Origin of the sequence: Streptomyces populi, from assembly GCF_002911015.1 — a bacterium.
GTDB lineage: Bacteria > Actinomycetota > Actinomycetes > Streptomycetales > Streptomycetaceae > Streptomyces > Streptomyces populi.
On record NZ_KZ626927.1, the window covers coordinates 1 to 23719 of the forward strand.

General features: G+C 70.2%; 21 protein-coding genes, 1 rRNA gene and 1 riboswitch. Of the genes, 16 read left to right on the forward strand and 6 right to left on the reverse strand.

The window, feature by feature from the left end:
- The 11 genes from rrf to CW362_RS31905 form a co-directional block, all read left to right on the forward strand.
- Positions 1-112 (forward strand): 5S ribosomal RNA (gene rrf / locus CW362_RS31855); the annotation flags it as partial.
- Positions 113-287: 175 nt separating this feature from the next.
- Positions 288-896, forward strand: a complete 609-nt coding sequence (gene clsA, locus CW362_RS31860; RefSeq protein ID WP_103553071.1) for a cardiolipin synthase ClsA — start codon at positions 288-290, stop codon at positions 894-896.
- Between the two features lie 115 nt (positions 897-1011).
- Positions 1012-3507, forward strand: a complete 2496-nt coding sequence (locus tag CW362_RS31865) for a mannose-1-phosphate guanyltransferase (protein ID WP_103553072.1) — start codon at positions 1012-1014, stop codon at positions 3505-3507.
- A gap of 98 nt (positions 3508-3605) precedes the next feature.
- On the forward strand, positions 3606-4511 hold the full coding sequence (locus CW362_RS31870) for a DUF881 domain-containing protein (protein WP_103553073.1): 906 nt from the start codon (positions 3606-3608) through the stop codon (positions 4509-4511).
- The gene (locus tag CW362_RS31875) at positions 4508-4840 is read left to right on the forward strand and encodes a small basic family protein (RefSeq protein WP_003988855.1); all 333 of its coding nucleotides are present in this window, start codon (positions 4508-4510) and stop codon (positions 4838-4840) included. Before CW362_RS31870 ends, CW362_RS31875 begins: the two co-directional genes overlap by 4 nt.
- Before the next feature lie 5 nt (positions 4841-4845).
- Positions 4846-5697, forward strand: coding sequence for a DUF881 domain-containing protein (locus CW362_RS31880; RefSeq protein ID WP_103553074.1), 852 nt, complete (start codon positions 4846-4848; stop codon positions 5695-5697).
- Positions 5698-5758: 61 nt separating this feature from the next.
- On the forward strand, positions 5759-6715 hold the full coding sequence (locus tag CW362_RS31885; protein WP_103553075.1) for an FHA domain-containing protein: 957 nt from the start codon (positions 5759-5761) through the stop codon (positions 6713-6715).
- A gap of 42 nt (positions 6716-6757) precedes the next feature.
- Positions 6758-7513, forward strand: a complete 756-nt coding sequence (gene ftsR / locus CW362_RS31890; protein WP_103553076.1) for a transcriptional regulator FtsR — start codon at positions 6758-6760, stop codon at positions 7511-7513.
- 85 nt (positions 7514-7598) lie between these two features.
- Positions 7599-8072, forward strand: coding sequence for a bifunctional nuclease family protein (locus tag CW362_RS31895; protein WP_006123076.1), 474 nt, complete (start codon positions 7599-7601; stop codon positions 8070-8072).
- A gap of 217 nt (positions 8073-8289) precedes the next feature.
- A complete protein-coding gene (locus tag CW362_RS31900) occupies positions 8290-8964 on the forward strand; it encodes a MerR family transcriptional regulator (RefSeq protein ID WP_103553077.1) in 675 nt (224 codons plus the stop codon).
- 74 nt (positions 8965-9038) lie between these two features.
- The gene (locus CW362_RS31905) at positions 9039-10613 is read left to right on the forward strand and encodes a DNA polymerase IV (protein ID WP_103553078.1); all 1575 of its coding nucleotides are present in this window, start codon (positions 9039-9041) and stop codon (positions 10611-10613) included.
- Here the strand turns inward: CW362_RS31905 and CW362_RS31910 are convergent.
- Positions 10538-10906, reverse strand: a complete 369-nt coding sequence (locus CW362_RS31910) for a PRC-barrel domain-containing protein (protein WP_206301111.1) — start codon at positions 10904-10906, stop codon at positions 10538-10540. The genes CW362_RS31905 and CW362_RS31910 overlap by 76 nt on opposite strands.
- A gap of 111 nt (positions 10907-11017) precedes the next feature.
- Positions 11018-11113: riboswitch (glycine riboswitch) on the forward strand.
- 177 nt (positions 11114-11290) lie between these two features.
- Between CW362_RS31910 and gcvP the strand changes: the two genes are divergently transcribed.
- Entirely contained in the window at positions 11291-14176 is a 2886-nt protein-coding gene (gene gcvP, locus CW362_RS31915; protein WP_103553080.1) for an aminomethyl-transferring glycine dehydrogenase, read from the forward strand.
- A gap of 135 nt (positions 14177-14311) precedes the next feature.
- On the opposite strand, the gene CW362_RS31920 is transcribed toward gcvP, so the two are convergent.
- Both CW362_RS31920 and CW362_RS31925 read right to left on the reverse strand, forming a co-directional pair.
- The gene (locus tag CW362_RS31920; protein WP_103553081.1) at positions 14312-14518 is read right to left on the reverse strand and encodes a DUF5999 family protein; all 207 of its coding nucleotides are present in this window, start codon (positions 14516-14518) and stop codon (positions 14312-14314) included.
- A gap of 396 nt (positions 14519-14914) precedes the next feature.
- Entirely contained in the window at positions 14915-15499 is a 585-nt protein-coding gene (locus tag CW362_RS31925) for a hypothetical protein (protein WP_103553082.1), read from the reverse strand.
- Positions 15500-16042: 543 nt separating this feature from the next.
- Between CW362_RS31925 and CW362_RS31930 the strand changes: the two genes are divergently transcribed.
- Entirely contained in the window at positions 16043-17560 is a 1518-nt protein-coding gene (locus CW362_RS31930; RefSeq protein WP_103553083.1) for a glutamate-cysteine ligase family protein, read from the forward strand.
- Positions 17561-17699: 139 nt separating this feature from the next.
- Here the strand turns inward: CW362_RS31930 and CW362_RS31935 are convergent, their stop codons facing one another.
- Positions 17700-19469 carry a substrate-binding domain-containing protein gene (locus tag CW362_RS31935; protein ID WP_103553084.1) on the reverse strand — a complete coding sequence of 590 codons (1770 nt, stop codon included), beginning with the start codon at positions 19467-19469 and terminating at the stop codon, positions 17700-17702.
- A gap of 183 nt (positions 19470-19652) precedes the next feature.
- Between CW362_RS31935 and CW362_RS31940 the strand changes: the two genes are divergently transcribed.
- Positions 19653-20453, forward strand: coding sequence for a CPBP family intramembrane glutamic endopeptidase (locus CW362_RS31940; RefSeq protein WP_103553085.1), 801 nt, complete (start codon positions 19653-19655; stop codon positions 20451-20453).
- Positions 20454-20590: 137 nt separating this feature from the next.
- On the opposite strand, the gene CW362_RS31945 is transcribed toward CW362_RS31940, so the two are convergent.
- Positions 20591-21400, reverse strand: a complete 810-nt coding sequence (locus tag CW362_RS31945) for a PhzF family phenazine biosynthesis protein (protein WP_103553086.1) — start codon at positions 21398-21400, stop codon at positions 20591-20593.
- A 199-nt stretch (positions 21401-21599) separates the two neighbouring features.
- Here CW362_RS31945 and CW362_RS31950 point away from each other — a divergent pair, with 199 nt between their 5' ends.
- Positions 21600-22253: a PadR family transcriptional regulator gene (locus CW362_RS31950; protein ID WP_103553087.1), complete on the forward strand. Its 654-nt coding sequence runs from the start codon at positions 21600-21602 to the stop codon at positions 22251-22253.
- A 108-nt stretch (positions 22254-22361) separates the two neighbouring features.
- Here the strand turns inward: CW362_RS31950 and CW362_RS31955 are convergent, their stop codons facing one another.
- Positions 22362-22790: a type II toxin-antitoxin system Rv0910 family toxin gene (locus tag CW362_RS31955; RefSeq protein ID WP_103553088.1), complete on the reverse strand. Its 429-nt coding sequence runs from the start codon at positions 22788-22790 to the stop codon at positions 22362-22364.
- Between the two features lie 298 nt (positions 22791-23088).
- Here CW362_RS31955 and CW362_RS31960 point away from each other — a divergent pair, with 298 nt between their 5' ends.
- Positions 23089-23634, forward strand: a complete 546-nt coding sequence (locus CW362_RS31960; protein ID WP_240658137.1) for a Clp protease N-terminal domain-containing protein — start codon at positions 23089-23091, stop codon at positions 23632-23634.
- Positions 23635-23719: the final 85 nt, after the last annotated feature.

Sequence of the window (23719 nt, forward strand, 5' to 3'; positions counted from 1 at the left end):
TGGTCATAGCGTGAGGGAAACGCCCGGTTACATTCCGAACCCGGAAGCTAAGCCTCACAGCGCCGATGGTACTGCAGGGGGGACCCTGTGGGAGAGTAGGACACCGCCGAACAAATTTTAGAGCTCCGGCTCTCGAGAGAACTCTCTCGAGAGCCGGAGCTTTTTTGTTTTCCGGCAGAGTTTTTCGACGACGTCCTCGCTCTTGCCTCCCCCTCTGCCCTGCGGCGCCCAGGCTGCGGGTAAGGTCAGGGGGCATCGTTGGCTCGTTTCCCACAGGAGGCCCCCGGGTGGAGGTCCAGGAGACCCGCGTTCAGACGGACCGGGTCCTCACCATCCCGAACATCCTCAGCATGGCGCGCCTCGCCGGCGTACCCCTCTTCCTGTGGTTGATCCTCAGGCCGGAGTTCGGTGGTCCCAACAGCGACGGTTGGGCGCTGCTCGTCCTCATGCTGAGCGGTGTCAGCGACTATCTGGACGGCAAGCTCGCCCGGCGCTGGAACCAGATCAGCAGCCTCGGCCGGCTGCTGGATCCCGCGGCCGACCGGCTCTACATCCTGTCGACGCTCGTCGGGCTCACCTGGCGCGAGATCCTTCCGATCTGGCTCACGGCCGCGCTTCTCGCGCGCGAGCTGGTTCTGCTGGTGATGGTGTGGATCCTCCGGCGCCACGGCTATCCGCCCCCGCAGGTGAACTTCCTCGGGAAGGCGGCCACCTTCAACCTGATGTACGCCTTCCCGTTGTTGCTGCTCAGTGACGCGAGCGGTTGGATCGCGACACTCGGCGCCATTTTCGGATGGGCGTTCGCCGGATGGGGTACAACCCTCTATTGGTGGGCAGGAGTCCTCTACGTGGTGCAGGTCCGCCGGTTGATCCGGGCGGATGCCATGGCCGATTGAGCTCGGCCCGATTGGGCGGTGTAACGCCCCGATGGCCCCCGCTCGAAAACTGCGGGACAATCAGGACGGGTGAAGTCGGCTGTACCGTCGTCTCTTCAAGGAGGACGCTTCCGACATGAAGGCCGTCGTGATGGCCGGAGGCGAAGGCACGCGCCTTCGCCCGATGACCTCGAGCATGCCCAAGCCGCTCTTGCCCGTGGCGAACCGCCCGATCATGGAGCACGTGCTCAGGCTGCTCAAAAGGCATGGGCTCAACGAAACCGTCGTCACGGTCCAGTTCCTGGCCTCATTGGTCAAGAACTATTTCGGTGACGGCGAAGAGCTCGGCATGGAGCTCACCTATGCCAATGAGGAGAAGCCACTCGGTACTGCCGGCAGCGTCAAGAACGCCGAGGAGGCGTTGAAGGACGATGCCTTCCTCGTCATCTCCGGTGATGCCCTTACCGACTTCGATCTCACCGAACTCGTCAACTTCCACAAGGAAAAGGGCGCCCTCGTCACCGTCTGCCTGACGCGTGTTCCCAATCCGCTGGAATTCGGCATCACCATCGTGGACGAGGAAGGCAAGGTCGAACGCTTCCTGGAGAAGCCGACCTGGGGCCAGGTCTTCTCGGACACCGTGAACACGGGCATCTACGTCATGGAGCCCGAGGTCTTCGACTACGTCGAGGCCGATGTCTCCGTCGACTGGTCCGGCGACGTCTTCCCCCAGCTGATGAAGGAAGGCAAGCCCGTTTACGGCTATATCGCCGAGGGCTACTGGGAGGACGTCGGTACTCACGAGAGCTATGTGAAGGCCCAGGCCGACGTCCTGGAGGGCAAGGTCGACGTCGAGCTCGACGGGTTCGAGATCTCCCCGGGCGTATGGGTGGCCGAGGGTGCGGAGGTGCACCCCGACGCCGTGCTGCGCGGGCCGCTCTACATCGGTGACTACGCCAAGGTCGAGGCGAACGCCGAGATCCGCGAACACACCGTCGTCGGCTCCAACGTCGTCGTCAAGAGCGGCGCCTTCCTGCACCGCGCCGTCGTGCACGACAACGTGTACGTCGGGCAGCACAGCAATCTGCGCGGCTGTGTGGTCGGAAAGAACACGGACATCATGCGGGCCGCCCGGATCGAGGACGGTGCCGTGATCGGCGACGAGTGCCTCGTCGGTGAAGAATCGATCATTCAAGGCAATGTCCGCGTCTATCCGTTCAAGACCATCGAGGCCGGCGCCTTCGTCAACACCTCGGTGATCTGGGAGTCGCGCGGCCAGGCCCACCTCTTCGGCGCTCGTGGCGTCTCCGGGATCCTGAACGTCGAGATCACCCCGGAGCTGGCCGTGCGCCTGGCCGGTGCCTACGCGACGACCCTCAAGAAGGGATCCACCGTCACCACGGCCCGTGACCACTCCCGAGGCGCTCGCGCGCTGAAGCGGGCGGTGATCTCGGCGTTGCAGGCCAGCGCCATCGACGTACGCGACCTGGAGAACGTACCGCTGCCCGTGGCCCGGCAGCAGACGGCCCGGGGCAGTGCGGGCGGAATCATGATCCGGACGACACCCGGGGTGCCCGACTCCGTCGACATCATGTTCTTCGACGGGCAGGGCGCCGACCTGTCGCAGGGCGGCCAGCGGAAGCTGGACCGGGTGTTCGCGCGACAGGAGTACCGGCGTGCCTTCCCCGGCGAGATCGGGGACCTGCACTTCCCCGCGAGCGTCTTCGACTCGTACACGGGATCGCTGCTGCGCAATGTCGACACCACCGGGATCGCGGATTCCGGGCTGAAGGTGGTCGTCGACGCCTCCAACGGCAGTGCCGGACTGGTGCTGCCCAGCCTGCTGGGCAAGCTCGGTGTGGACTCCCTGACCATCAACCCCGGTCTCGACGAGTCCAGGCCGACCGAGACGGCGGAGACGCGCCGGGCCGGACTGGTGCGGCTGGGTGAGATCGTCGCGTCGGCGCGGGCCGCGTTCGGAGTGCGCTTCGACCCGGTGGGCGAGCGGCTCTCGCTCGTCGACGAGAAGGGACGGATCGTCGAGGACGACAGGGCCCTGCTCGTGATGCTCGACCTGGTGGCCGCGGAGCGGCGCAGCGGGCGGGTGGCGCTTCCGGTCACGACCACACGGATCGCCGAACAGGTGGCGGCGTACCACGGCACGCAGGTGGAGTGGACGACCACGTCGCCGGACGACCTGACCCGGGTCGGCCGCGAGGAGTCGACGATCTTCGGCGGCGACGCGCGCGGCGGCTTCATCATCCCCGAGTTCAGCGGGGTCTTCGACGGCGCGGCCGCGTTCGTACGGCTCATCGGTCTCGTGGCGCGGACACAGCTCACGCTCAGCCAGATCGACGCGCGGATTCCCCGGGCACACGTCCTCAAGCGGGACCTCGCGACTCCGTGGGCCGTGAAGGGACTGGTGATGCGCAGGGTCGTGGAGGAGGCGGGAGACCGCTTCGTGGACACGACCGACGGTGTCCGGGTCGTGGAGGCGGACGGACGCTGGGTGATGGTGCTGCCCGACCCCGCCGAGGCTGTCACGCATCTGTGGGCGGAGGGCCCCGACGACGCTTCCGCGGAGGCCCTGCTCGACGAGTGGTCGGCCGTCGTGGACAGCGCGGGCCGCTGAAACGATCTTCACTCGTACGTGTCGGACAAGTGCCCCCAAGGGGGCCTGTCCGGCACGTCGGTGGGGCCATTCGGAGGTAGCACCCGCGACGTGCGACGATGTGCGGCATGCCGCAGCAGCCCCCCGTTCGGAGCAGCGCTCCACGCCCCTCGCGCCCGGACGCCTCCATGTCGCTGCTCACCAACGTCATGGACCACAGCCTCGACGAGGGGTACGCCGAGGCGGCGGCCCGCAAGGAGGCGGACGGCGTCGGCGGCCTGCCGAAGACGCTCCGGGCCAAACTGGGTCTTGCCGCGGGTCTGGTGCTCGCCGCGCTCGTGGTCACCGTGGGGGCGGCGAACGCCCGGCTGGCGGCTCCCGTCGTCGCCAAGGAGCGCCAGGAGCTCATCGACCGCATCGAGCGCGAGACGGCGGCCGCGGACAAGCTGGAGAGCGGCGTCGACACCCTGCGTGCCGACGTGAGCGCCCGCCAGCGCGCGGCGCTGAAGAAGGACGGCGGAGACCAGGCCGATCTCGTGAGCATCCTGTCCGGTGCCACCGATGTGCACGGACCGGGTGTGAGGCTCGTCGTCGACGACGCCAAGGAGGCCAGCGAGGGCGGTGACGGCAGCAATCCGCGGGAGACCTCGGGTTTCTCCGACACCGGACGGGTGCGGGACCGTGACATGCAGCGCGTGGTCAACGGCCTGTGGGAGTCCGGTGCCGAGGCCGTCTCCGTCAATGGACAGCGGCTGACCGCCCTGTCGGCCATCAGGGCCGCGGGTGACGCGATACTGGTCGACAACAAGCCGCTGGTGCCGCCGTACACGGTGCTCGCGGTGGGGGACGGCCAGCGGCTCAGCACCAGGTTCCAGAACAGCGCCGACGGGCTGTACCTGCATGCCCTGCAGGAGAACTACGGCATCAGGACCAGCATCTCCGCCGAGGGGGACGTCCGGTTGTCCGCCGCACCGAGTGTGATCGTACGTACAGCAGAGCCGAGAACAGAGAAGGGCACACCGTGATCGCCGTACTGGGCCTCGTCGTGGGAGTCGTGGCTGGACTGTTGGTCCGTCCCGAGGTCCCGGCGGTCGTCGAGCCTTACCTTCCGATCGCCGTAGTGGCGGCGCTCGACGCCGTGTTCGGGGGTCTGCGCGCGATGCTCGACGGCATCTTCGACGACAAGGTCTTCGTGGTCTCGTTCCTGTCGAACGTGGTCGTCGCCGCGCTGATCGTTTTCCTGGGTGACAAGTTGGGTGTGGGTGCCCAGCTGTCCACGGGTGTCGTGGTCGTCCTCGGCATCCGGATCTTCTCCAACGCCGCGGCCATCCGTCGGCACGTGTTCCGGGCGTGAGGCCGATGAGCAACGAGAACGAGAACGAGGACGGGACCCCCGAGAACCCGCTGCGCAAAGAGCTGCCGGAAGAGGTCCCCGCGGCCGTGGAGGAGCCCGAGCCGCAGTCGGCCGAGGAGAGTGGCGTGCCGTCGCTGTCCGGCCGCCAGAGGCTGGTCGACGGGCTGTGGCCGCCGCGGGTGTCGCGCGCCCAACTCATCGTCGCCGTGCTGCTGTTCGGCCTCGGTTTCGGCCTGGCCGTCCAGGTGGCGTCCAACAGTGACGGCGACAGCGCGCTGCGTGGCGCGCGTCAGGAAGATCTCGTGCGCATCCTCGATGAACTCGACAGCCGTACTCAGCGTCTTGAGGACGAGAAGCAGGGTCTCGAGGATCAGCGCACCGAGCTGGAGAACAGCTCGGACCAGGCCGAGGAGGCCCGCAAGCAGACGGTCGAGAAGGAGAAGCAACTCGGCATCCTGGCGGGCACCGTGGCCGCTCAGGGACCTGGCATCACTTTGACGATCGACGACGCGAAGGGGACGGTCAAAGCGGACATGCTGCTCGACGCCGTCCAGGAGCTGCGCGCCGCCGGTGCCGAGGCGATCCAGGTGAACGGCGTGCGCGTGGTCGCCGGTACCTATCTGGCCGATTCCGGAAGCGGAGTGAAGGTCGACGGGAACAAGATCACCCAGCCTTATCGTTTCAAGGTCATCGGCAAGCCGCAGGACCTGGAGCCGGCGCTGAACATTCCGGGAGGCGTGGTGCAGACACTGGAGAAGGAGCAGGCCACCGTCACGGTGGACCGGTCGACGAAGATCGTCGTCGATGCCTTGCGACCGGCGGAGCGGCCTGACTACGCTCGGTCGTCCTCCCGGTGAACGGCGGTCGGATGAGGGCCGTCGGGCGAGGGCAGGAGGTTGCGGGGGGTCGGCGCACCGAATGGGTGGTGCGTGGTGGAAACTGTCTGGTGGATACGGACGTTGTGAGGATGTCCGGGTCGACCGGTGTGTTCAATCAGGGTTCGTCCTGCCCCACGGGCGGGTCTGTTTCGGTCAAGGGGAATCGCCCGTGAAGTTGTTTGCGAAGTTGTTCGGCAAGAGCACGCGAGAGGACAGTGGCGACAACGCGACTGCCCGTCACCGCGCACCGCGTCAGGGAGACGCGGAGGCCCAGGGTGGGGACCGCCCGCTGTTCCGGGACCAGGTCACCGGTCCCGGTGGTCAGGGCGCGTCGTCTGTTGACCCTGGCCAGCCCGGCCGCATAGGTTTCGGGGAACCGTCAGCCTCGAGCACGGGTGGAGGGTTCGCCTCCGACCCGTATGCGTCCCATGCCCCTGGTGGGCAGCCGCGGCAGGAGGATCCGTCCATGTCGGCCCAGGTGTGTACGAGGTGCGGGAACCGCAACGCGGAGAACAGCCGGTTCTGTTCCAACTGCGGCGCGCCGCTGCGGGGCGGACCGGAGCGTCCGTCGGAGACGACGTCCACGATCTCCATCTCCGGCATCGAGGCCTACGACGCCGAGGTGACGGGCCAGACGCCGTCGCCGATGCTCTCCCCGGAGGCACAGGCGGCCGTCGACGCGCTGCCGGTCGGTTCGGCGCTCCTGGTGGTGCGCCGTGGCCCCAATTCGGGCAGCCGCTTCCTGCTGGACGGTGAGCTGACCACGGCCGGGCGTCATCCGCAGAGCGACATCTTCCTCGACGACGTGACGGTGTCGCGTCGGCACGTGGAGTTCCGTCGCGTCGCGGACGGTTCGTTCACGGTCGCCGACGTCGGCAGCCTGAACGGCACGTACGTCAACCGGGAGCGGATCGACCAGGTCCCTCTGTCCAACGGTGACGAGGTGCAGATCGGCAAGTACCGGCTGGTGTTCTACGCGAGCCAGCGGGGCATCTGACCCTCCCCCAATTCCGTCCGGGGGGACACCGAGGGAATGTCCATGCTTCAAACACCGAGCGGCGGTGCCGGCAGCGGTACCGCCGCCGCGGACAGTGGGCTGATGAGCATCGGTGCGGTGCTGAGCCTGCTGCGCGACGAGTTCCCCGAAGTCACCATCTCCAAGATCAGGTTCCTGGAGTCCGAGGGGCTGGTCGAGCCGCAGCGGACTCCTTCGGGATACCGCAAGTTCAGCGCGGACGATGTCGAGCGCCTCGCTCACGTCCTGCGGATGCAGCGCGACCACTACCTCCCGCTGAAGGTGATCCGTGAGCACCTGGACGCCCTGGCGCGCGGTGAGCAGGTGCGCCTGCCCTCCGTGGGTCGCCAGCGCGACGCGGGTGAGGGAGAACCCCTCGGGGAGCTCTACGGCGAGCCCGAGGGGCCCACGGTGGCCCGGGTGGGCCGTGAGGAGCTGCTGGCCGCCGCGGAGATCGGTGAGCAGCAGCTCCAGGAGTGGGAGTCGTACGGACTGATCGGCCCCCTGCCCGACGGGGTCTACGACGCGGAGGCGGTGACCGTCGCCGCGCTCGTCGTCGAGCTGGGGCGCTTCGGGATCGAGCCGCGTCATCTGCGGGCGATGAAGGCCGCGGCGGAGCGCGACGCGGGACTGGTGGACCAGGTGGTGGCCCCCCTGCGGCGCCACCGCAACCCGCAGACCCGGGCGCACGCGGAGGCCCGTACGAAGGAGCTCGCGGGTCTCACGGTGAAGCTGCACGCGGCGCTCGTGCAGACCGCGCTGGGTGTGCGGTTGCGCTGATCCGCGCCACCGGCGCGGGCGTGGATCGTCCACCCGTTCTGTGCCCGACTACCCAAACGTCCCGGGCACGGCCTAGGGTTGCTGTGTGAACGAGCTCGATGTCGTAGGTGTCCGGGTCGAAATGCCCTCCAACCAACCGATCGTGCTTCTGCGTGAAGTGGGAGGCGACCGTTACCTCCCCATCTGGATCGGACCGGGGGAGGCGACGGCGATCGCCTTCGCCCAGCAGGGCATGGCCCCGGCGCGACCGCTGACCCACGACCTGTTCAAGGACGTGCTGGAAGCCGTCGGCCAGGAACTCACCGAAGTGCGCATCACCGACCTGCGTGAGGGTGTCTTCTACGCCGAGCTCGTCTTCGCCAGCGGGGTCGAGGTGAGTGCCAGACCGTCCGACGCCATAGCGCTCGCGCTGCGCACCGGGACGCCGATCTACGGCAGCGACGGGGTGCTCGACGACGCGGGCATCGCCATCCCGGACGAGCAGGAGGACGAGGTGGAGAAGTTCCGCGAGTTCCTCGACCAGATCTCGCCCGAGGACTTCGGCACCAACAGCCAGTGAGGCGGCCTGACGGACGATCTCTCCGGGGGCATTTGCCTGTGGTGAGTGTGGTGTGCCGCGGCCCGCGCCGAGAGCATTCGGCTAGCCTTTCCCCGCGGTAGGGCACGGGAAACCACTCTTAGGGTGATTATCACTCGGCGTGCCGAGTGTGGCGATCGTTGACGAGCCCCTGGTGACTGCCTACCGTCGAGAAGGCAGGTCAAGGACGGAGGTCGGCGTGAGAAGCAGCGGCGACGGTACGGCTGGGGGTGCTCCCGGACGCGGTCCGGGAGAGAGCGGCCCGTACCCTCCCCCAAGCTCTCGGCTCGGCTCGAGCAGGGGGCGCCCCCAGCATGGCAGCGCGGCCGATCATGTTCCACTGAGGCCGGCGGCAGTGCCCGACGAGGAAGGGACCGCTCCCGAGGAGGTCGGCTACCGGGGGCCCACGGCGTGTGCCGCCGCGGGCATCACCTACCGGCAGCTGGACTACTGGGCGCGGACCGGCCTGGTCGAGCCCAGCGTGCGTCCCGCCTACGGGTCGGGGACGCAGCGCCTGTACAGCTTCCGGGACGTGGTGGTCCTGAAGATCGTCAAGCGGTTCCTCGACACCGGGGTCTCGCTGCAGAACATCCGCACCACGGTCCAGCACCTGAGGGAGCGCGGCTTCCAGGACCTGGAGCGCATGACGCTCATGAGCGACGGCGCGACGGTCTACGAGTGCACGTCGCCGGACGAGGTCCACGCGCTGCTGCAGGGCGGTCAGGGCGTCTTCGGCATCGCCGTGGGCGTGGTGTGGCGGGACGTCGAGGGCGCCCTGTCCCAGTTGCACGGAGAGCGCGTGGACACCGGGGAGACGCTTCTCGCGCACCATCCCGCCGACGAACTGGCGCGCAGGCGCAACCGCGCGGTGTGACGCGCCGCGCCCGGCGACGCGACGCCCCGGGCCTGCCGGGGGCATTGTCAGTGGCGTAGGGCAGCATCGGAGACGTGAGAACCGCGCCCACGATCCTGCATCTCGACATGGACGCCTTCTACGCCTCGGCGGAGCAGGCGTCCAAGCCGAGTCTGCGCGGGAAGGCCGTCGTCGTGGGCGGGCTCGGGCCCCGTGGGGTCGTCGCCACCGCCTCGTACGAGGCGCGTGTCTTCGGGGTGCACTCGGCCATGCCCATGGCCCAGGCCCGTAGGCGCGCGCCGAACGCCGCCTATCTCGTGCCGCGCTTCGGACTGTACCGAGAGGTCAGCGAACAGGTGATGGGGCTGCTGCGGTCCCTGTCGCCGTTGGTGGAGCCGCTGAGTCTGGACGAGGCGTTCGTGGACCTGGAGGCGGGCGGGGCGGCGTGGGACGAGGAGTCGGCACGGCTGGCGGGTGCCAGGCTGCGCGCGGAGATCCGGGCCGTCACGGGACTGACGGGGTCGGTGGGGCTCGCCGCCTCCAAGATGCTGGCGAAGATCGCCTCGGAGCAGGCCAAGCCCGACGGCCTCGTCCTGATCGAGCCGGGTACCGAGCGGGCGCTGCTGGGACCGATGACGGTGCGGACGCTGCCGGGCGTGGGGCCGGCCACCGGTGACCATCTGCGGCGGGCGGGCATCACCACCGTCGAGGAACTCGCCGAGGCGGGCGAGGACGAGCTCGTACGGCTGCTGGGGAAGGCTCACGGGCACGCGCTCTTCGCGATGGCGCTGGCCCGCGACGAGCGGCCCGTGGTGGCCGAGCGGGAGGCCAAGTCGGTGTCCGTCGAGGACACGTACGACGTGGACATCCACGACCGGATCCGGGTGGGGCTGGAGGTGCAGCGGCTCGCGGACCGGTGTGTGGAGCGGCTGCGCCGGGCCGGGCTGTCGGGCCGGACCATCGTGCTCAAGGTGCGCCGGTACGACTTCTCGACGCTGACCCGGTCCGAGACGCTGCGGGGGCCCACGGACGACCCCGGCGTCGTCCGGGAGGCCGCCGCCCGGCTGCTGGAGGGCGTGGACACGACCGGTGGTGTCCGTCTGCTGGGGGTCGGCGTCTCAGGGCTCGCCGACTACACGCAGGAGGACCTGTTCGCGCAGGCGCAGGCCACGGCCGTGGGGGAGCCGGCGGCCGAGGAGCCAGCCGCGGAGGCGCCGGCCGAGCCGGTGGCCGTGGCCGAGGAGGTGGCGCCCGCGGAGCGGCGGTGGCCCTCCGGGCACGACGTGCGGCATGCCGAGCACGGGCACGGCTGGGTGCAGGGAAGCGGGCTGGGGCGGGTCACGGTGCGGTTCGAGACGCCCTGGTCCGGGCCCGGCCGGGTGCGCACCTTCCGGACGGACGATCCGCGGCTGGAACCGGCTGACCCGCTGCCCCTGGTGGAGCGAAGACCCGATGGCGTGGAGGGGCCGCCGCCCGGTCCCGGACCGTCGGCGTCCGAGGCCGGGATGCGGGACCCCGGACCGCCGGAGTCGGGAACCGGGGCGGTCGGCCCCGGGGCGGTGGTGTCCGGGGCCGGGGCGCGGGGGGCCGGGGATCAGGCGTCCTCCGTGCCCGCGAGCCGGCCGAAGTCCCGGTCGGGCGGCGGAGGGGACGCCACGTCGAGGCCGTAGTGGTGGTAGAGCTGGAGCTCCTGTTCGGGGGAGAGGTGGCGCCCGACGCCGAAGTCGGGGGCGTCCTTGATCAGGGCCCGGTCGAAGGGGATGCGCAGGGTTCCCTCGACGATCTCACTGGGCTCCAGGGGCACGAAGGCGTCCCTGCTGAACAGCCCGGTGCGTATGGCCGCCCATTCCGGGACACCGGTGGCGTCGTCGAGGTAGACCTCGTCGATCGTGCCGATCTTGGTGCCGTTGCTGTCGAACGCCTTGCGGCCGATCAGGTTGCGCGGATCGATGTCGGTCTGCACGGTCCCTCCAGTGGTCGCAAACTCATCCGTAAGTACTACAAAAGGGCACATCTGTGAAGGCGGCCACTCGAGCTGTCCTCCAGTCGCCGCTGGTAGGCTGGCAATGGCTGCTGATCCCGTGCGGGAGAGTCCTCCGGATTTCACCGGAGGCGCCGAAGGAGCAAATCCTCCCCGGAATCTCTCAGGCTCACGTACCGCACGGACGAGGTCACTCTGGAAAGCAGGGCGGGTGTCGATGGCCTCCGCCCTCACCGACGGTGAAAGCCGGACCGTTCGCGGACCATCCGGTGAAGCTCTCAGGTCGAGATGACAGAGGGGGAGGCCGTCGGGGTGCCCGTGCCGGGGTGCCCCTCGAAGGTCGCGTCAGACCAGGAGGCCTCCGCCATGACCGTCCACCGCATTCCGCTCTCCGAGCTCGAACAGGGAATCCCCTTCGAGCAGCGTCACATCGGGCCCGACCCCGAGGCGCGGGCCAAGATGCTCGCCCAGGTCGGATACGGCTCGCTCGACGAGCTGACGGCCGCCGCGGTGCCGGACGTCATCAAGAACGTCGAGGCCCTGAAGCTGCCGGCCGCCCGCACCGAGGCCGAGGTCCTGGCCGAGCTCCGCTCCCTCGCGGACCGCAACCAGGTGCTCGGTTCGATGATCGGCCTCGGTTACTACGGCACGTTCACGCCCCCGGTGATCCTGCGCAACGTCATGGAGAACCCGGCCTGGTACACCGCGTACACGCCGTACCAGCCGGAGATCTCGCAGGGCCGCCTCGAGGCGCTGCTGAACTTCCAGACCGTCGTCGCCGAGCTGACCGGGCTGCCCACCTCCGGCGCCTCCCTCCTCGACGAGGGCACCGCCGCCGCCGAGGCCATGGCGCTGTCCCGCCGCATGGGCAAGAACAAGAAGGGCCTCTTCCTGGTCGACGCGGACGCGCTGCCGCAGACCGTCGCCGTCATAGAGACACGCGCCGAGCCGACCGGCGTCGAGATCGTCGTCGCCGACCTCTCCGACGGCATCCCGGCCGACCTCGCCGGACGCGAGATCAACGGCGTGCTGATCCAGTACCCGGGCGCCTCCGGTGCCGTACGCGACATCAAGCCGCTCGTCGAGCAGGCGCACGAGCTGGGCGCCGTCGTCACCGTCGCGGCCGACCTGCTCGCCCTGACCCTGCTGATCTCGCCCGGCGAGCTCGGCGCGGACATCGCCGTCGGTACGACCCAGCGCTTCGGCGTGCCGATGGGCTTCGGCGGTCCGCACGCCGGTTACATGGCGGTCCGCGAGAACTTCGCGCGCAGCCTCCCCGGCCGTCTCGTCGGTGTCTCCGTGGACGCCGACGGGAACAAGGCGTACCGCCTCGCCCTGCAGACGCGCGAGCAGCACATCCGCCGCGAGAAGGCGACCAGCAACATCTGCACCGCCCAGGTGCTCCTCGCCGTCATGGCCGGCATGTACGCCGTCTACCACGGCCCCGAGGGCCTGCGGACCATCGCACGGCGTACCCACCGCTACGCCACGCTCCTGGCCGCCGGACTCACCGCGGGCGGTGTCGAGCTCGTGCACGGCGCCTACTTCGACACGCTCACCGTGCGGGTCCCGGGCCGTGCCGCCGAAATCGTCGCCGCCGCCCGCGAGAACGGCGTCAACCTCCACCCCGTCGACGCCGACCAGGTGTCGATCTCGTGCGACGAGACCACCACGCGCGAGCAGCTGGCCGTCGTGTGGGCCGCGTTCGGTGTCGAGGGCGACATCGAGGCGCTGGACGCGAACACCGAGGACACCCTGCCGGCCGCGCTGCTGCGCACCGACGCGTACCTGACGCACCCCGTGTTCCACGAGCACCGCTCCGAGACGGCGATGCTGCGCTACCTGCGCAAGCTCTCCGACCGCGACTACGCGCTCGACCGCGGCATGATCCCGCTGGGCTCCTGCACCATGAAGCTCAACGCGACCACCGAGATGGAGCCGGTCACCTGGCCCGAGTTCGGTCAGCTGCACCCCTTCGCGCCCGCCGACCAGGCGCGGGGCTATCTGACGCTCATCCACGAGCTGGAGGACCAGCTCGCCGAGGTCACCGGCTACGACAAGGTGTCGCTCCAGCCCAACGCCGGTTCGCAGGGTGAGCTGGCCGGTCTGCTGGCCGTCCGCGGCTACCACCGTGCCAACGGCGACGACCAGCGCACCGTCTGCCTCATCCCGTCCTCCGCGCACGGCACCAACGCCGCCAGCGCCGTGATGGCCGGCATGAAGGTCGTCGTCGTGAAGACCGCGGACGACGGAGAGATCGACGTCGAGGACCTGCGCGCCAAGATCGAGCAGTACCGCGACGAACTGTCGGTGCTGATGATCACGTACCCGTCCACGCACGGTGTCTTCGAGGAGCACGTCGCCGACATCTGCGCCCAGGTGCACGAGGCCGGCGGCCAGGTCTACGTCGACGGCGCCAACCTCAACGCCCTGGTGGGCCTCGCCAAGCCGGGCCACTTCGGCGGCGACGTCTCGCACCTGAACCTGCACAAGACCTTCTGCATCCCGCACGGCGGCGGCGGCCCCGGCGTCGGCCCGGTCGGCGTGCGCGCGCACCTGGCGCCGTACCTGCCGAACCACCCGCTCCAGCCCGAGGCCGGTCCCGAGACCGGTGTCGGCCCCATCTCGGCCGCTCCCTGGGGTTCCGCGGGCATCCTGCCCATCTCCTGGTCGTACGTCCGGCTGATGGGCGGCGAGGGCCTCAAGCGCGCCACGCAGGTGGCCGTGCTCTCCGCCAACTACATCGCCAAGCGCCTGGAGCCGCACTACCCGGTGCTGTACACCGGCCCCGCCGGCCTGGTCGCGCACGAGTGCATCATCGACCTGCGTCCGCTCACCAAGGCGACCGGCGTGAGCGTCGACGACATCGCCAAGCGCCTGATCGACTACGGCTTCCACGCGCCGACGATGTCGTTCCCGGTGGCCGGCACGCTGATGATCGAGCCCACCGAGTCCGAGGACCTGGGCGAGCTCGACCGTTTCTGCGACGCGATGATCGCGATCCGCGCGGAGATCGAGAAGGTCGGCGCCGGCGAGTGGACCGTGGACGACAACCCGCTGCGCGGCGCGCCGCACACGGCCGCAGCGCTCGGTGGCGACTGGGAGCACCCGTACAGCCGCGAGGAGGCCGTCTTCCCGGCCGGTGTCTCGGCCGCCGACAAGTACTGGCCGCCGGTGCGCCGCATCGACCAGGCGTACGGCGACCGGAACCTGGTCTGTTCCTGCCCGCCGCTGGACGCCTACGAGGACTGATCGGCGCTCGGCACGTGGACGCCTACGGGGAGTGACCATCCCCGGACATGCGTCGGGGCCGGTTCGGAGAGCACGTCTCCGGGCCGGCCCCTCATGTGTCCGGGCGGCCCGTCACGGCCGTCCGGGTCGTGCGGCTCAGGCGGCCGTCATCACCTGCGCGCCGTCCAGTGGGCGGCGCGGGGCGATGATCCGTCCGTCGGGCAGGAGCTCACCGGTGTCCTCGAAGAGCAGAACGCCGTTGCACAGCAGGCTCCACCCCTGCTCCGGGTGGTGCGCCACGAGGCGGGCGGACTCCCGGTCGGCTGATTCGGCTGAGGGACACAGTGGCTGGTGCTGGCACATGGATGGGATCTTTCGCTGGGTCGAGATCTGAGTGATGGCTGTGGTGTCCGTCTTGCGGCTCGAGGTACTCATCGCCGCCCCCCGTCGATGTGTGGTCCGGAACCCAGTGTTGCCCTACGGGCGCCGATCCGCAGGGATTTGAGGGCACCGCTTCTCACAGGTTGAGGACGCGTCACCCGTGCGGAGGGTTCACCCCAACCGCGCTGTCCTTTCGGGTGGTTCTGAGTGGCCGGATCGGGCTAGTCCGGTTGGGTGCGGGGCGCGTTTTCCCTCGTACGAGCGGCTGGAAGCCCTAACGAGCGAGCACCGCTCGGGGTTGCCGGCAGCACCGTGCCCCGCAGCCGGGTTTATTTCCGCGGGGCACGGCTTGCGGGGCACGGACGGAAGGTGCGGGGCTCAGGCGGGCGAGCCGAGGAGCGGCGCCGGGGTGACTCTGTGGGTGAGGACCGGCAGCAGTTCGGTGACGAGGTACGGCCGGTGCGCCGCGATGCCGGGAGGGGCGGGGGCGAGCGGCACCAGGAGGTCGGTGGCGGCCGGGTGGCCGGCGGCACCGTCCGCGGCGCAGTCGCCGTGCAGCCAGAGGGTCAGCATGTACAGCTCGGGAACGGACAGCAGGCGTGCCTGGTAGGGCTGTTGCATGGTCTCGGCCTGTCGCAGGGCGCGTTCCGTAGCGGTGATGTAGGGGCCCTCGAAGAAGTGCGAGAAGGCCCAGCCGTCCGCGGTCAGCACGGTGTCGGCGGCGGCCACCGCGCGGTCGCCGCTGCGGATCAGGAAACGCCATCCGGCGAGCCGGGTGGCGGAGGCGCCCGCGGGCGTGATGCGATCCAGGACGTGGACGGGCAGCGGGAGTTCGGGGGTGACGGGTCCCTGGGCCAGGCGCAGGGACGGGGTACGGGCTTCGCGGACAGCGGTGGGGGAACCGAGTGCCGTGAGGACGGTGCGCAGGGCGGGCGCGGGAGCCGGGGGTACGTGCAGCGGCATGGTGGGTCGCCTCTCATTCGACAGGCACGGTGGCGCGAGGGCGGGGGCGGACGGCGCTGTCAGCTCTCGGGTCAGAGGTGGGGCGAGGGGTCTGGATCTGCCGACAGGACGTCGCCTGCCGCCGTCACCGGGACGACAGGACCTGGGACCGCGAGCGCCAACTCTCTGCCTCGGTAGCGGAGTTTATACGACACGTGTTCAGGCGGTGTTTCGTCTAGTCGCCCCGAATGCGCGGAACAAGTCGATATCCGGTCGATGAAACGAGGGGTTCATCCCGGTTCTGCGCGATCGAATCGCGGTGACCTCGGAATACTTCGCGCGAGCGGTCGGCCGATTCTCGTCGGCGTTTTTCACGAGATCGTTCCGGGCGGTAAACTTGCTGAATGCTCCATGCCTCGTGAATGTGCCCGGGGCCGATGTCCAGACTAGCGGTCGAAGGGCGTGCGCGGGACGTTATGGATCGTGTTGCCTGGGCATCATCCCCCGTAACCCGGGACGCCAGGGCCGCAACGCCGGCCTGCCCATCCGAGGAGGGACACTTCGATGGGGGAGAAGGTCGTGGCAGGGACGTTCGGCCTGTCCGATCGGCAGCGCCACCGCGACAAGCTCCGACAGTGCCTGACGGGGCTGGAGCGACTGCTGGAGGAGAAGCGGTTCGACCGTCCGAAGAACCTGATGGGCCTGGAGATCGAATTGAATCTCGCGGGGCCCGACGGCATGCCCAGAATGATGAACGGGCAGGTCCTCGAAAGGATTGCGAGCCGTGACTTCCAGACGGAACTCGCCATGTTCAACCTGGAAGTCAACATAGCCCCGCACCGATTGGGCGGCCGGGTATTCGACAGGCTCGCCGAGGAGATCCGCACCTCGCTCGCCTACGCCCATCGGAAAGCCAGCGAGGTCGACGCCGGAATCATCATGATCGGTATTCTGCCGACGCTCGGCCAGGACGATCTGGTGTCCTCGAACCTGTCGGACGCCGACCGGTACACCCTGCTCAACGATCAGATCGTGGCCGCGCGCGGAGAGGATTTCGAACTCGACATCGACGGTGTGGAGCGTCTGGTCTGCAGATCGACCTCCATCGTGCCCGAAGCGGCCTGCACCTCCGTGCAGTTGCACCTCCAGGTCACGCCGGACATGTTCGCGGGCGTGTGGAACGCGGCGCAGGCCGTCGTGGCCCCGCAGATCGCGATCGGGGCCAATTCGCCCTTCCTGTTCGGGCACGAGCTGTGGCGGGAGTCGAGGCCCCCGCTCTTCCTGCAGTCCACCGACACCCGGCCGCCGGAGCTGCAGGCCCAGGGAGTCCGGCCGCGCACCTGGTTCGGCGAACGGTGGGTCACCTCGGCGTACGACCTCTTCGAGGAGAACCTGCGGTTCTTCCCGCCCCTGCTGCCCGTCTGCGACGAGGAGGACCCGCTCGCCGTCCTCGACGCCGGGGGCGTGCCCAGACTCGCCGAACTGGTGCTGCACAACGGCACGGTGTACCGCTGGAACCGGCCCGTGTACGGCATCGCCGACGGTGTCCCGCATCTGCGCGTCGAGAACCGGGTGCTGCCCGCGGGCCCGACCGTCACCGACGTCATCGCCAACGCTGCCTTCTACTACGGCCTGGTCCGCGCGCTCGCCGAGGAGCAGCGTCCGGTGTGGACCCGGATGTCCTTCGAGGCGGCCGCCGCCAACTTCGACGCGGCCTGCCGGTACGGCATCGACGCGCGGCTGGAGTGGCCGCGTCGCGGCCGTTACGGCGGGACCACGCGGGTGGACGCCGTGAACCTGGTGCGCGACGAGCTGCTGCCGCTGGCGGCCGCGGGCCTGGACGCCTGGGGTGTCGAGCCCGCCGACCGGGACCTCTACCTGGGTGTGATCGAGGACCGGTGCAGACTGCGCGTCAACGGCGCGACCTGGCAGGCGGCCACCTTCCACCGGGCCCTGGAGAAGGGACTCGGCCGTGATGCCGCGCTGGCCGCGACGACGCGGCGCTACGGCGAGCTGATGCACCTCGGCGAGCCCGTGCACACCTGGCCGGTGGGACTGCCGGAGCCGGTCCCCCTCGGGTGAGGTGTGACGGCGCGTGGGCGTGTTCGGCCCGGCACGGGCGTGTCCCGGTTCCGCGCCAGGAGCGGAACCGGGCGGGTCCTGCCGGCGTGAGGCCCGCGGAGCGCTGGGGCGGTGGACCCGTGTGCGCGGGCGGCCGCGGTCAGTCCGGGCTGCCCGCGCCCGCCGCCGTGATCGCCTTGAGCATCGCCGCGTGGATCTGTGAGGGTTCGTTGACCCGCTGACCGGAGCCGCCGGTCGCCCTGGCGATCTGGTCGACCTCCCGCCGGTCGCTGTCGGGGCCCACCGCTATGGCGATCAGCGGCACCGGACGTTCCGGGTCGGCCAGTTTCTGCAGCTCGGAGACGAGATCGGACCGGGAGATGCTGCCGCGGTCCCGGTTGACCCCGTCCGTGAGGACGACCAGAGCGTTGAACCGGCCCTTCGTGTAGGAGGCGACGGCCGCCTTGTACGCCGCGAGCGTGGTGTCGTACAGCCCGGTCTCTCCGTGCGGGACCGGCTCCAGGGACTTGAAGGCGGCGGACAGCCTCGCGCGCTGGCTGCCGGCTCCCTTCGCGTCGCCGAGCCGCTCGGTCGGTACGAGGACGCGGTAGTCCTTGTCGCCGTCGAGCTTCGTGGAGAACTTCCACAGCCCGATCTCGTCCTCGGCGGTGAACGTGGCGAGAGCCTGGAGCAGGGACTCCTTGGTGACGTCCATGCGGGACCGGTCACCGCCCGGCACCGGCTCGGCCATGGAGGAGGAGGCGTCGACGACCGTGGTGATCCGGGCGCTCTCCACCGTGATCGTCCACATGCCGAGGGCCTCCTGGACCGTCCCTTTCGACGAGGAGTCGGCCAGGACGCGGGTGTACGGCTGCGGGGACCTCCCGCCGGCCTCGGCGACGAGCGTGGCCGAGGGGCTCTCCGCGTCCGTACGGAATCCGAACATCCGCAGGAACTGCCGGGGGGCCGTCTCTCCGAGCAGGGTCATGAACCGTAGGGCCGCACGGCCCTCGTCGGTGCTCAGCCGCGGCTCGTCGATCAGCGTGTACGGATAGTCGAGCAGCGGCGAGCCGTCCTCGGGGTAGAAGAGGTCGAGGTGTTGACCGCCGTCCTGCGCGGTGTTGTGCGCGAACGCCGCCTGCTCGGAGAGGATCAGCGCCTGATTGCGGCCGGGGCCGTCCCGACCGGCGTCCGAGCGGTCACCGGGCAGGGTGTCCAGGAGGTGGGTGCCGCTGTCGGACGTGCGCCGCGAGAGCGTCTTGGCCGTGGCGGCCGTCCGGACGTCACCGCCCTCGACGCCGGAGGCGGCCGCGCTGATCCTGGCCAGCGCGAGCAGTCCCGTCGAGCTGAGGGCGGGATCGACGGCGCCCAGCCCGATCTTCTTGCCCCGCGTCGTCCCTCCGGCCAACTCGGTCCAGGTGTACGTCTTCTCGGGCCAGCCCAGCGCCTTGGCCGCCGACGGGACGACGGCGACGCCGACCGGGGAGTAGGCGACGTTGCCCAGGCTGGTGACCTGGGTGGCGGTGCCGGCGCCGGTGACCCGCTCCACCCATGCGTCGGAGTCCGGTATCCACACCTGCGTGCCGGACTTCTTGCCCGACCGGAGCGCGGCGGCGACCTCGTACGACTCGCGCGCGGTCACGCTGACGTCGAGACAACGGCCGTCGGAGGTGACGTTCTTCTCGCGGGCGTCCGTGGCGACCGCCTCGAGCGCGGGCGCGAGGTCCGGCGAGGCGGCCACCTCGATGTGCACGACGTCGTCCTGGCAGGAGGCGTCGAAGGAGAACAGGCTCCCGCGGACCGCGGCGGCGGCGCCTCCGACGACGGTGAGGACGAGGGCCGTCGCGAGGGCCGCGTTGCGGCGGCGTGCGCGGATCCGGGGGTCGGCGGAGCCCGCCCGGCGAGCGTCGGGCAAGCTGTGACGTCCCATGACGGTGAGGTCCCTCCCAGATGAGCCTGATCCGTGAGACAGCCGTAGAACAGACGACGGGGGCGTACGGCCCGTACGGTGCCCGCCCCCGACGGCCTGTCGCGCACGATCTTCGTAATTTCTTTCGAGACCCTAGCGGGGCGACGACGGGGATGCGGTGGGAATACCCAACTGGAGGCGGGAGTGCAGGTGGAGGCGGGACCGGTGGCCGATTCTTTTCCGGCCGAGAGGCTGACCCGACGGATTCTCCGGGACGAGACGCTGCTCGTCCTGGCGCTGTCGCTCGGCGCGAGCGGAGTGTCCGCGCTGATCAGTTTTGTCGGATCGGTCACGAAGCCGGGAGGGCTCAAGGACCAGGCGGCCACCCTCAACGCCTCGGCGGCGCCGGGCCGGCCCTGGCTCGACCTGGCCTGGCAGCTCTTCGGCATCGCGTCCGCCCTGGTGCCGGTCGCGCTCGTCGCGCACCTGCTGATGCGCGAGGGCCGGGGGATGCGCGTGATCGGTTTCGACCGCACCCGTCCCTGGCCGGACCTCGGACGCGGTGCCCTGGTCGCGGCGGTGATCGGCAGTACGGGAATCGCCTTCTACCTGGCCGCGCGCGGGTTCGGCGCCAACCTCACGGTGGTGCCCGAGGCGTTGCCGGACGTGTGGTGGAAGTTCCCGGTGCTGATCCTCTCGGCCGTGCAGAACGCCGTGCTGGAGGAGGTCATCGTCGTCGGGTACCTGCTGCGGCGGCTCGGGCAGCTGGGCTGGACACCGGGGACGGCGCTGGTGGCGAGTGCGGTGCTGCGCGGTTCGTACCACCTCTACCAGGGCATCGGCGGGTTCGTCGGCAACATGGTGATGGGTGTGGTCTTCGTGTACCTGTACCGGCGTTGGGGCCGGGTCGGGCCGCTCGTGGTCGCGCACTCGCTGCTCGACATCGGCGCCTTCGTGGGGTACGCGCTGCTCGCGGGCAAGGTGGGATGGCTTCCGACGGCGTGAGGGGCGCGTCCTAGCGGCGGAGCCGAGCCCGAAAAGGGGCGTACGACTGTCTCGTACGCCCCTTTCGTGTGCCGTCGCGCGAGTGCGGTGCCCGCCGCGCGGGCCCGGGGGCTCGCCGTGCCGGTCCCGTGGGCTCGTCACACGAGCAGTTCACCCTCGATGACCGTGACCGCGTGGCCCGAGAGCAGGGTGCGGTCGCCGCGCACTTCGGTGCGGACCAGGCCGGAGCGTGGGGAGGCCTGTAGGCCGGTGAGGGCGGGGCGGCCGAGGCGCTCCGACCAGAACGGGGCCAGGGCGGTGTGGGCGCTGCCGGTGACCGGGTCCTCGTCGATGCCCACGTTCGGGAAGAAGCAGCGGGAGACGAAGTCGTAGCCGCGGGAGGGGTCCTCTGCGCGGGCGGTCGCGATGATGCCGCGCTCGGAGTAGTGGGCGAGCGCCTTGTGGTCCGGGGTGAGGGCGCGGACCGTCTTCTCGTCGGCGATCTCGACCAGCAGGTCTCCGGTGTTCGGGCCGGTGTCGAAGGTGCTGAGCGGCTCGGCGCCGAGCGCCCCGGCGACACCGTCGGGGATCTCGACCGGGGTGAGGGGCGCGGTCGGGAAGTCGAGGGTGATCGAGCCGTCGGCTTCCGGGGTGGCGATGAGGACACCGCTGAGCGTGGCGAAGCGCACCGGGCCCTGATGGGCGCCGGTGGTGGTGAGGACGTGCGCGGCCGCGAGGGTCGCGTGTCCGCACAGGGCGACCTCGGTGGCGGGGGTGAACCAGCGCAGCGCCCAGTCGGCCCCGCCCCCTTCGGGGAGGCGGTGGGCGAACGCCGTCTCCGCGTGGTTGACCTCCAGGGCCACGCTCTGGAGCCAGGCATCGTCGGGGAAGGAGTCGAGGAGGAGGACCCCTGCCGGATTGCCGGCGAAGGGGCGGTCGGTGAAGGCGTCGACGACACGAATGCGCATGTCCCGAAGCTAGCGCCCCCGGCGGGCCGTCGGCCAAGGCCAATCCGGGGGATCTGGCTTCCCGTCCGGGCGGACGGGCGGCTGGACGGGCGAGCGGGCGGCGTACCCGGCGCCCGTGGGGAAGGGGGTTGTCATGCGAGCGGTACCGATATATCGTTGACGCATCGCGACCGATCAACGATGGAATGGAGTGATTGCGATGCGTTCCCGTGGAGAAGACTTCGGATACGAGCACGGACACGGACATGGACACCACGGCGGACCCGGCCATCGGGGTCGGGGCGGCTTCGAGGCGCTGCGGGGGGCTTTCGGGCCCTTCGGGCCGGGTGGTCCCGGTGGCCCCGGCTTCGGCGGACCCGGCTTCGGTCCGGGGCCCTGGGGTGGGCGCGGCGGCCGGGGCGGACCGCGGGGGAGGGCGCGGCGCGGTGACGTGCGCGCGTCGATCCTCGCCCTGCTCAAGGACCGGCCCATGCACGGTTACGAGATGATCCAGGAGATCGCCGAGCGCAGTGGCGGGGCGTGGAAGCCCAGCCCGGGTTCGGTGTACCCGACCCTTCAGCTGCTGGAGGACGAGGGCCTGATCGCCAGCGAGGCCGAGGGCGGCAAGAAGCTGTTCTCGCTCACCGAGCCGGGCCGCAGCGCCGCCGACGAGGGCCCCGATGCGCCGTGGGAAGAGGCCGGGCGCGGGGTCGACTGGGAGTCGCTGCACGAGATCCGGCAGGCCGGTTTCGGTCTCATGGAGGCCTTCGGCCAGGTCTGGAAGACCGGCAGCAAGGGCCAGCGCGACAAGGCGCTGGCGGTCATCAACGAAGCCCGCAAGAAGCTGTACCTGATCCTCGCCGACGAGGACTGACGGCGTGCTGTGGTACCTGCCGGCGCCCCGTGGAAGTGTTTCCGCGGGGCGCCTGTCCGCATACGGGGTGCCGCGCGTCGCCTCGGGGGAGGCGCGGGCGCGCGAGGCTCAGGCCACCAGTCCGGCCAGCTTCCGCAGCGACTCGTCGAGGGCGGCCGTCGCCGAGTCCTTGAGCTTGCCCGCCATCAGCGAGACGGCCGCACCCGTGAACTCCCCGTCGATGCGCACCGATGTGGCGTCGCCGTCGGGGGTGAGCGTGTAGCGCGTGAAGACGTTCACCGACATCGGGCCCTTGCCGCGGATGGCCAGGGCCCGGCCGGACTCCAGTTCCTCGATGGTCCAGGTGACCTCGGCCGGGAAGCCCATGAGCTTCATGTTCTCCGCGAAGGTGCCGCCCACCTCGAGCTTCTCCGGGCCGCCCCGCGGGAAGTCGGTGTGCGTCGCGTTCCACTCGCCGTAGGCGGACCAGTCCGTGAGCCGGGCCCAGATCTTCTCGGCGGGCGCCTCGATCCGTGCCTCCGCGCTGACTTCGGCCATGCGACCACCCCTTCGTGTCGGGCGCTGCGCCCGGCGCAGCTACGGTGTCGCGGAACGTAGCTCCAGGCCCTGGAACATTCAATACTGATGAACCGTCAGAAATTGTGGAGTGCGGCCGCGGTCGGGCACCGGGAAGCCGGCCGTGGGCGCGTGAGCCGAGGCGGCGTGCTTCCGGGGAAACCGGCGCGAAGTCATCCGTGAGGAGGAGGGCCCGCGCGGGGTGCCCACCCTGTGTCGGACCCGAAGATGCTGCCCGCCGTGGATGACGCGGCGCCGCGGGACTGATGGGGTGGAGGCCGTGCTGCCCCGTATCCCCCAGCAGTCCGCCGCCGCGAGCGGACCGAAGCGTTTCGGCGCCGATGCCGTACTCGGCGCGGAGCTGGCCCCGGTGGTCTCCGGCGCGCGCAGAAGAGCGCTGCGCGACGGGGACCGGCAGGTCGACACGGCTCATCTGCTGCACTCCCTGCTGGAGTGCGACCCCGAGGTGCGCGCCGTCTTCGGCGGCGGGCCGCAGCTCGACCGGCTGCTCGGCTACCTCGTGCAGCGCAGCATCGGTTACGGACTCCGCTGGCAGAGCGCCGCCGAGGACTTCGGTGCCGGACCGGTGACGGCCGGGGGTGGATGGTCCCCGGTGGCGGCCGGTGCCATGGAGGAGGCGTACGAGCGCGCCGTGCGGCGGGGTGACGAGCGGGCCCGTGGTCTCGACCTGCTCGTGGCGCTCGTCGCCGATCCCCGGTCGCGGGCCGTCGAGGTCCTCGGACGCGCCGGTGTCGAGCTCCCGCGGCTGCCGGTGCGCGCCGGCGGCGAGTGCGAGGAGTGCGTCGGCCGGGGCGACGCGGGCTGACGAGGCCCCGGAGGACGCCGGTCATCGGCCCCGGCCCGTCGTGTTCGGGGGTCCAGCCGTTGAGACAGGTGCTTCTGGGGGTGAC

Bases quoted from the DNA above. Each gene is read 5' to 3' on its own strand.
- CW362_RS31930 (WP_103553083.1), top strand. From the start codon at position 16,043: ATGGGGGAGAAGGTCGTGGCAGGGACGTTCGGCCTGTCCGATCGGCAG.
- CW362_RS31865 (WP_103553072.1), top strand. From the start codon at position 1,012: ATGAAGGCCGTCGTGATGGCCGGAGGCGAAGGCACGCGCCTTCGCCCG.
- CW362_RS31920 (WP_103553081.1), bottom strand. From the start codon at position 14,518: ATGTGCCAGCACCAGCCACTGTGTCCCTCAGCCGAATCAGCCGACCGG.
- CW362_RS31885 (WP_103553075.1), top strand. From the start codon at position 5,759: ATGGGTGGTGCGTGGTGGAAACTGTCTGGTGGATACGGACGTTGTGAG.
- gcvP (WP_103553080.1), top strand. From the start codon at position 11,291: ATGACCGTCCACCGCATTCCGCTCTCCGAGCTCGAACAGGGAATCCCC.
- CW362_RS31955 (WP_103553088.1), bottom strand. From the start codon at position 22,790: ATGGCCGAAGTCAGCGCGGAGGCACGGATCGAGGCGCCCGCCGAGAAG.
- CW362_RS31925 (WP_103553082.1), bottom strand. From the start codon at position 15,499: ATGCCGCTGCACGTACCCCCGGCTCCCGCGCCCGCCCTGCGCACCGTC.
- CW362_RS31945 (WP_103553086.1), bottom strand. From the start codon at position 21,400: ATGCGCATTCGTGTCGTCGACGCCTTCACCGACCGCCCCTTCGCCGGC.
- CW362_RS31880 (WP_103553074.1), top strand. From the start codon at position 4,846: ATGAGCAACGAGAACGAGAACGAGGACGGGACCCCCGAGAACCCGCTG.
- ftsR (WP_103553076.1), top strand. From the start codon at position 6,758: ATGCTTCAAACACCGAGCGGCGGTGCCGGCAGCGGTACCGCCGCCGCG.
- CW362_RS31870 (WP_103553073.1), top strand. From the start codon at position 3,606: ATGTGCGGCATGCCGCAGCAGCCCCCCGTTCGGAGCAGCGCTCCACGC.
- CW362_RS31950 (WP_103553087.1), top strand. From the start codon at position 21,600: ATGCGTTCCCGTGGAGAAGACTTCGGATACGAGCACGGACACGGACAT.
- CW362_RS31935 (WP_103553084.1), bottom strand. From the start codon at position 19,469: ATGGGACGTCACAGCTTGCCCGACGCTCGCCGGGCGGGCTCCGCCGAC.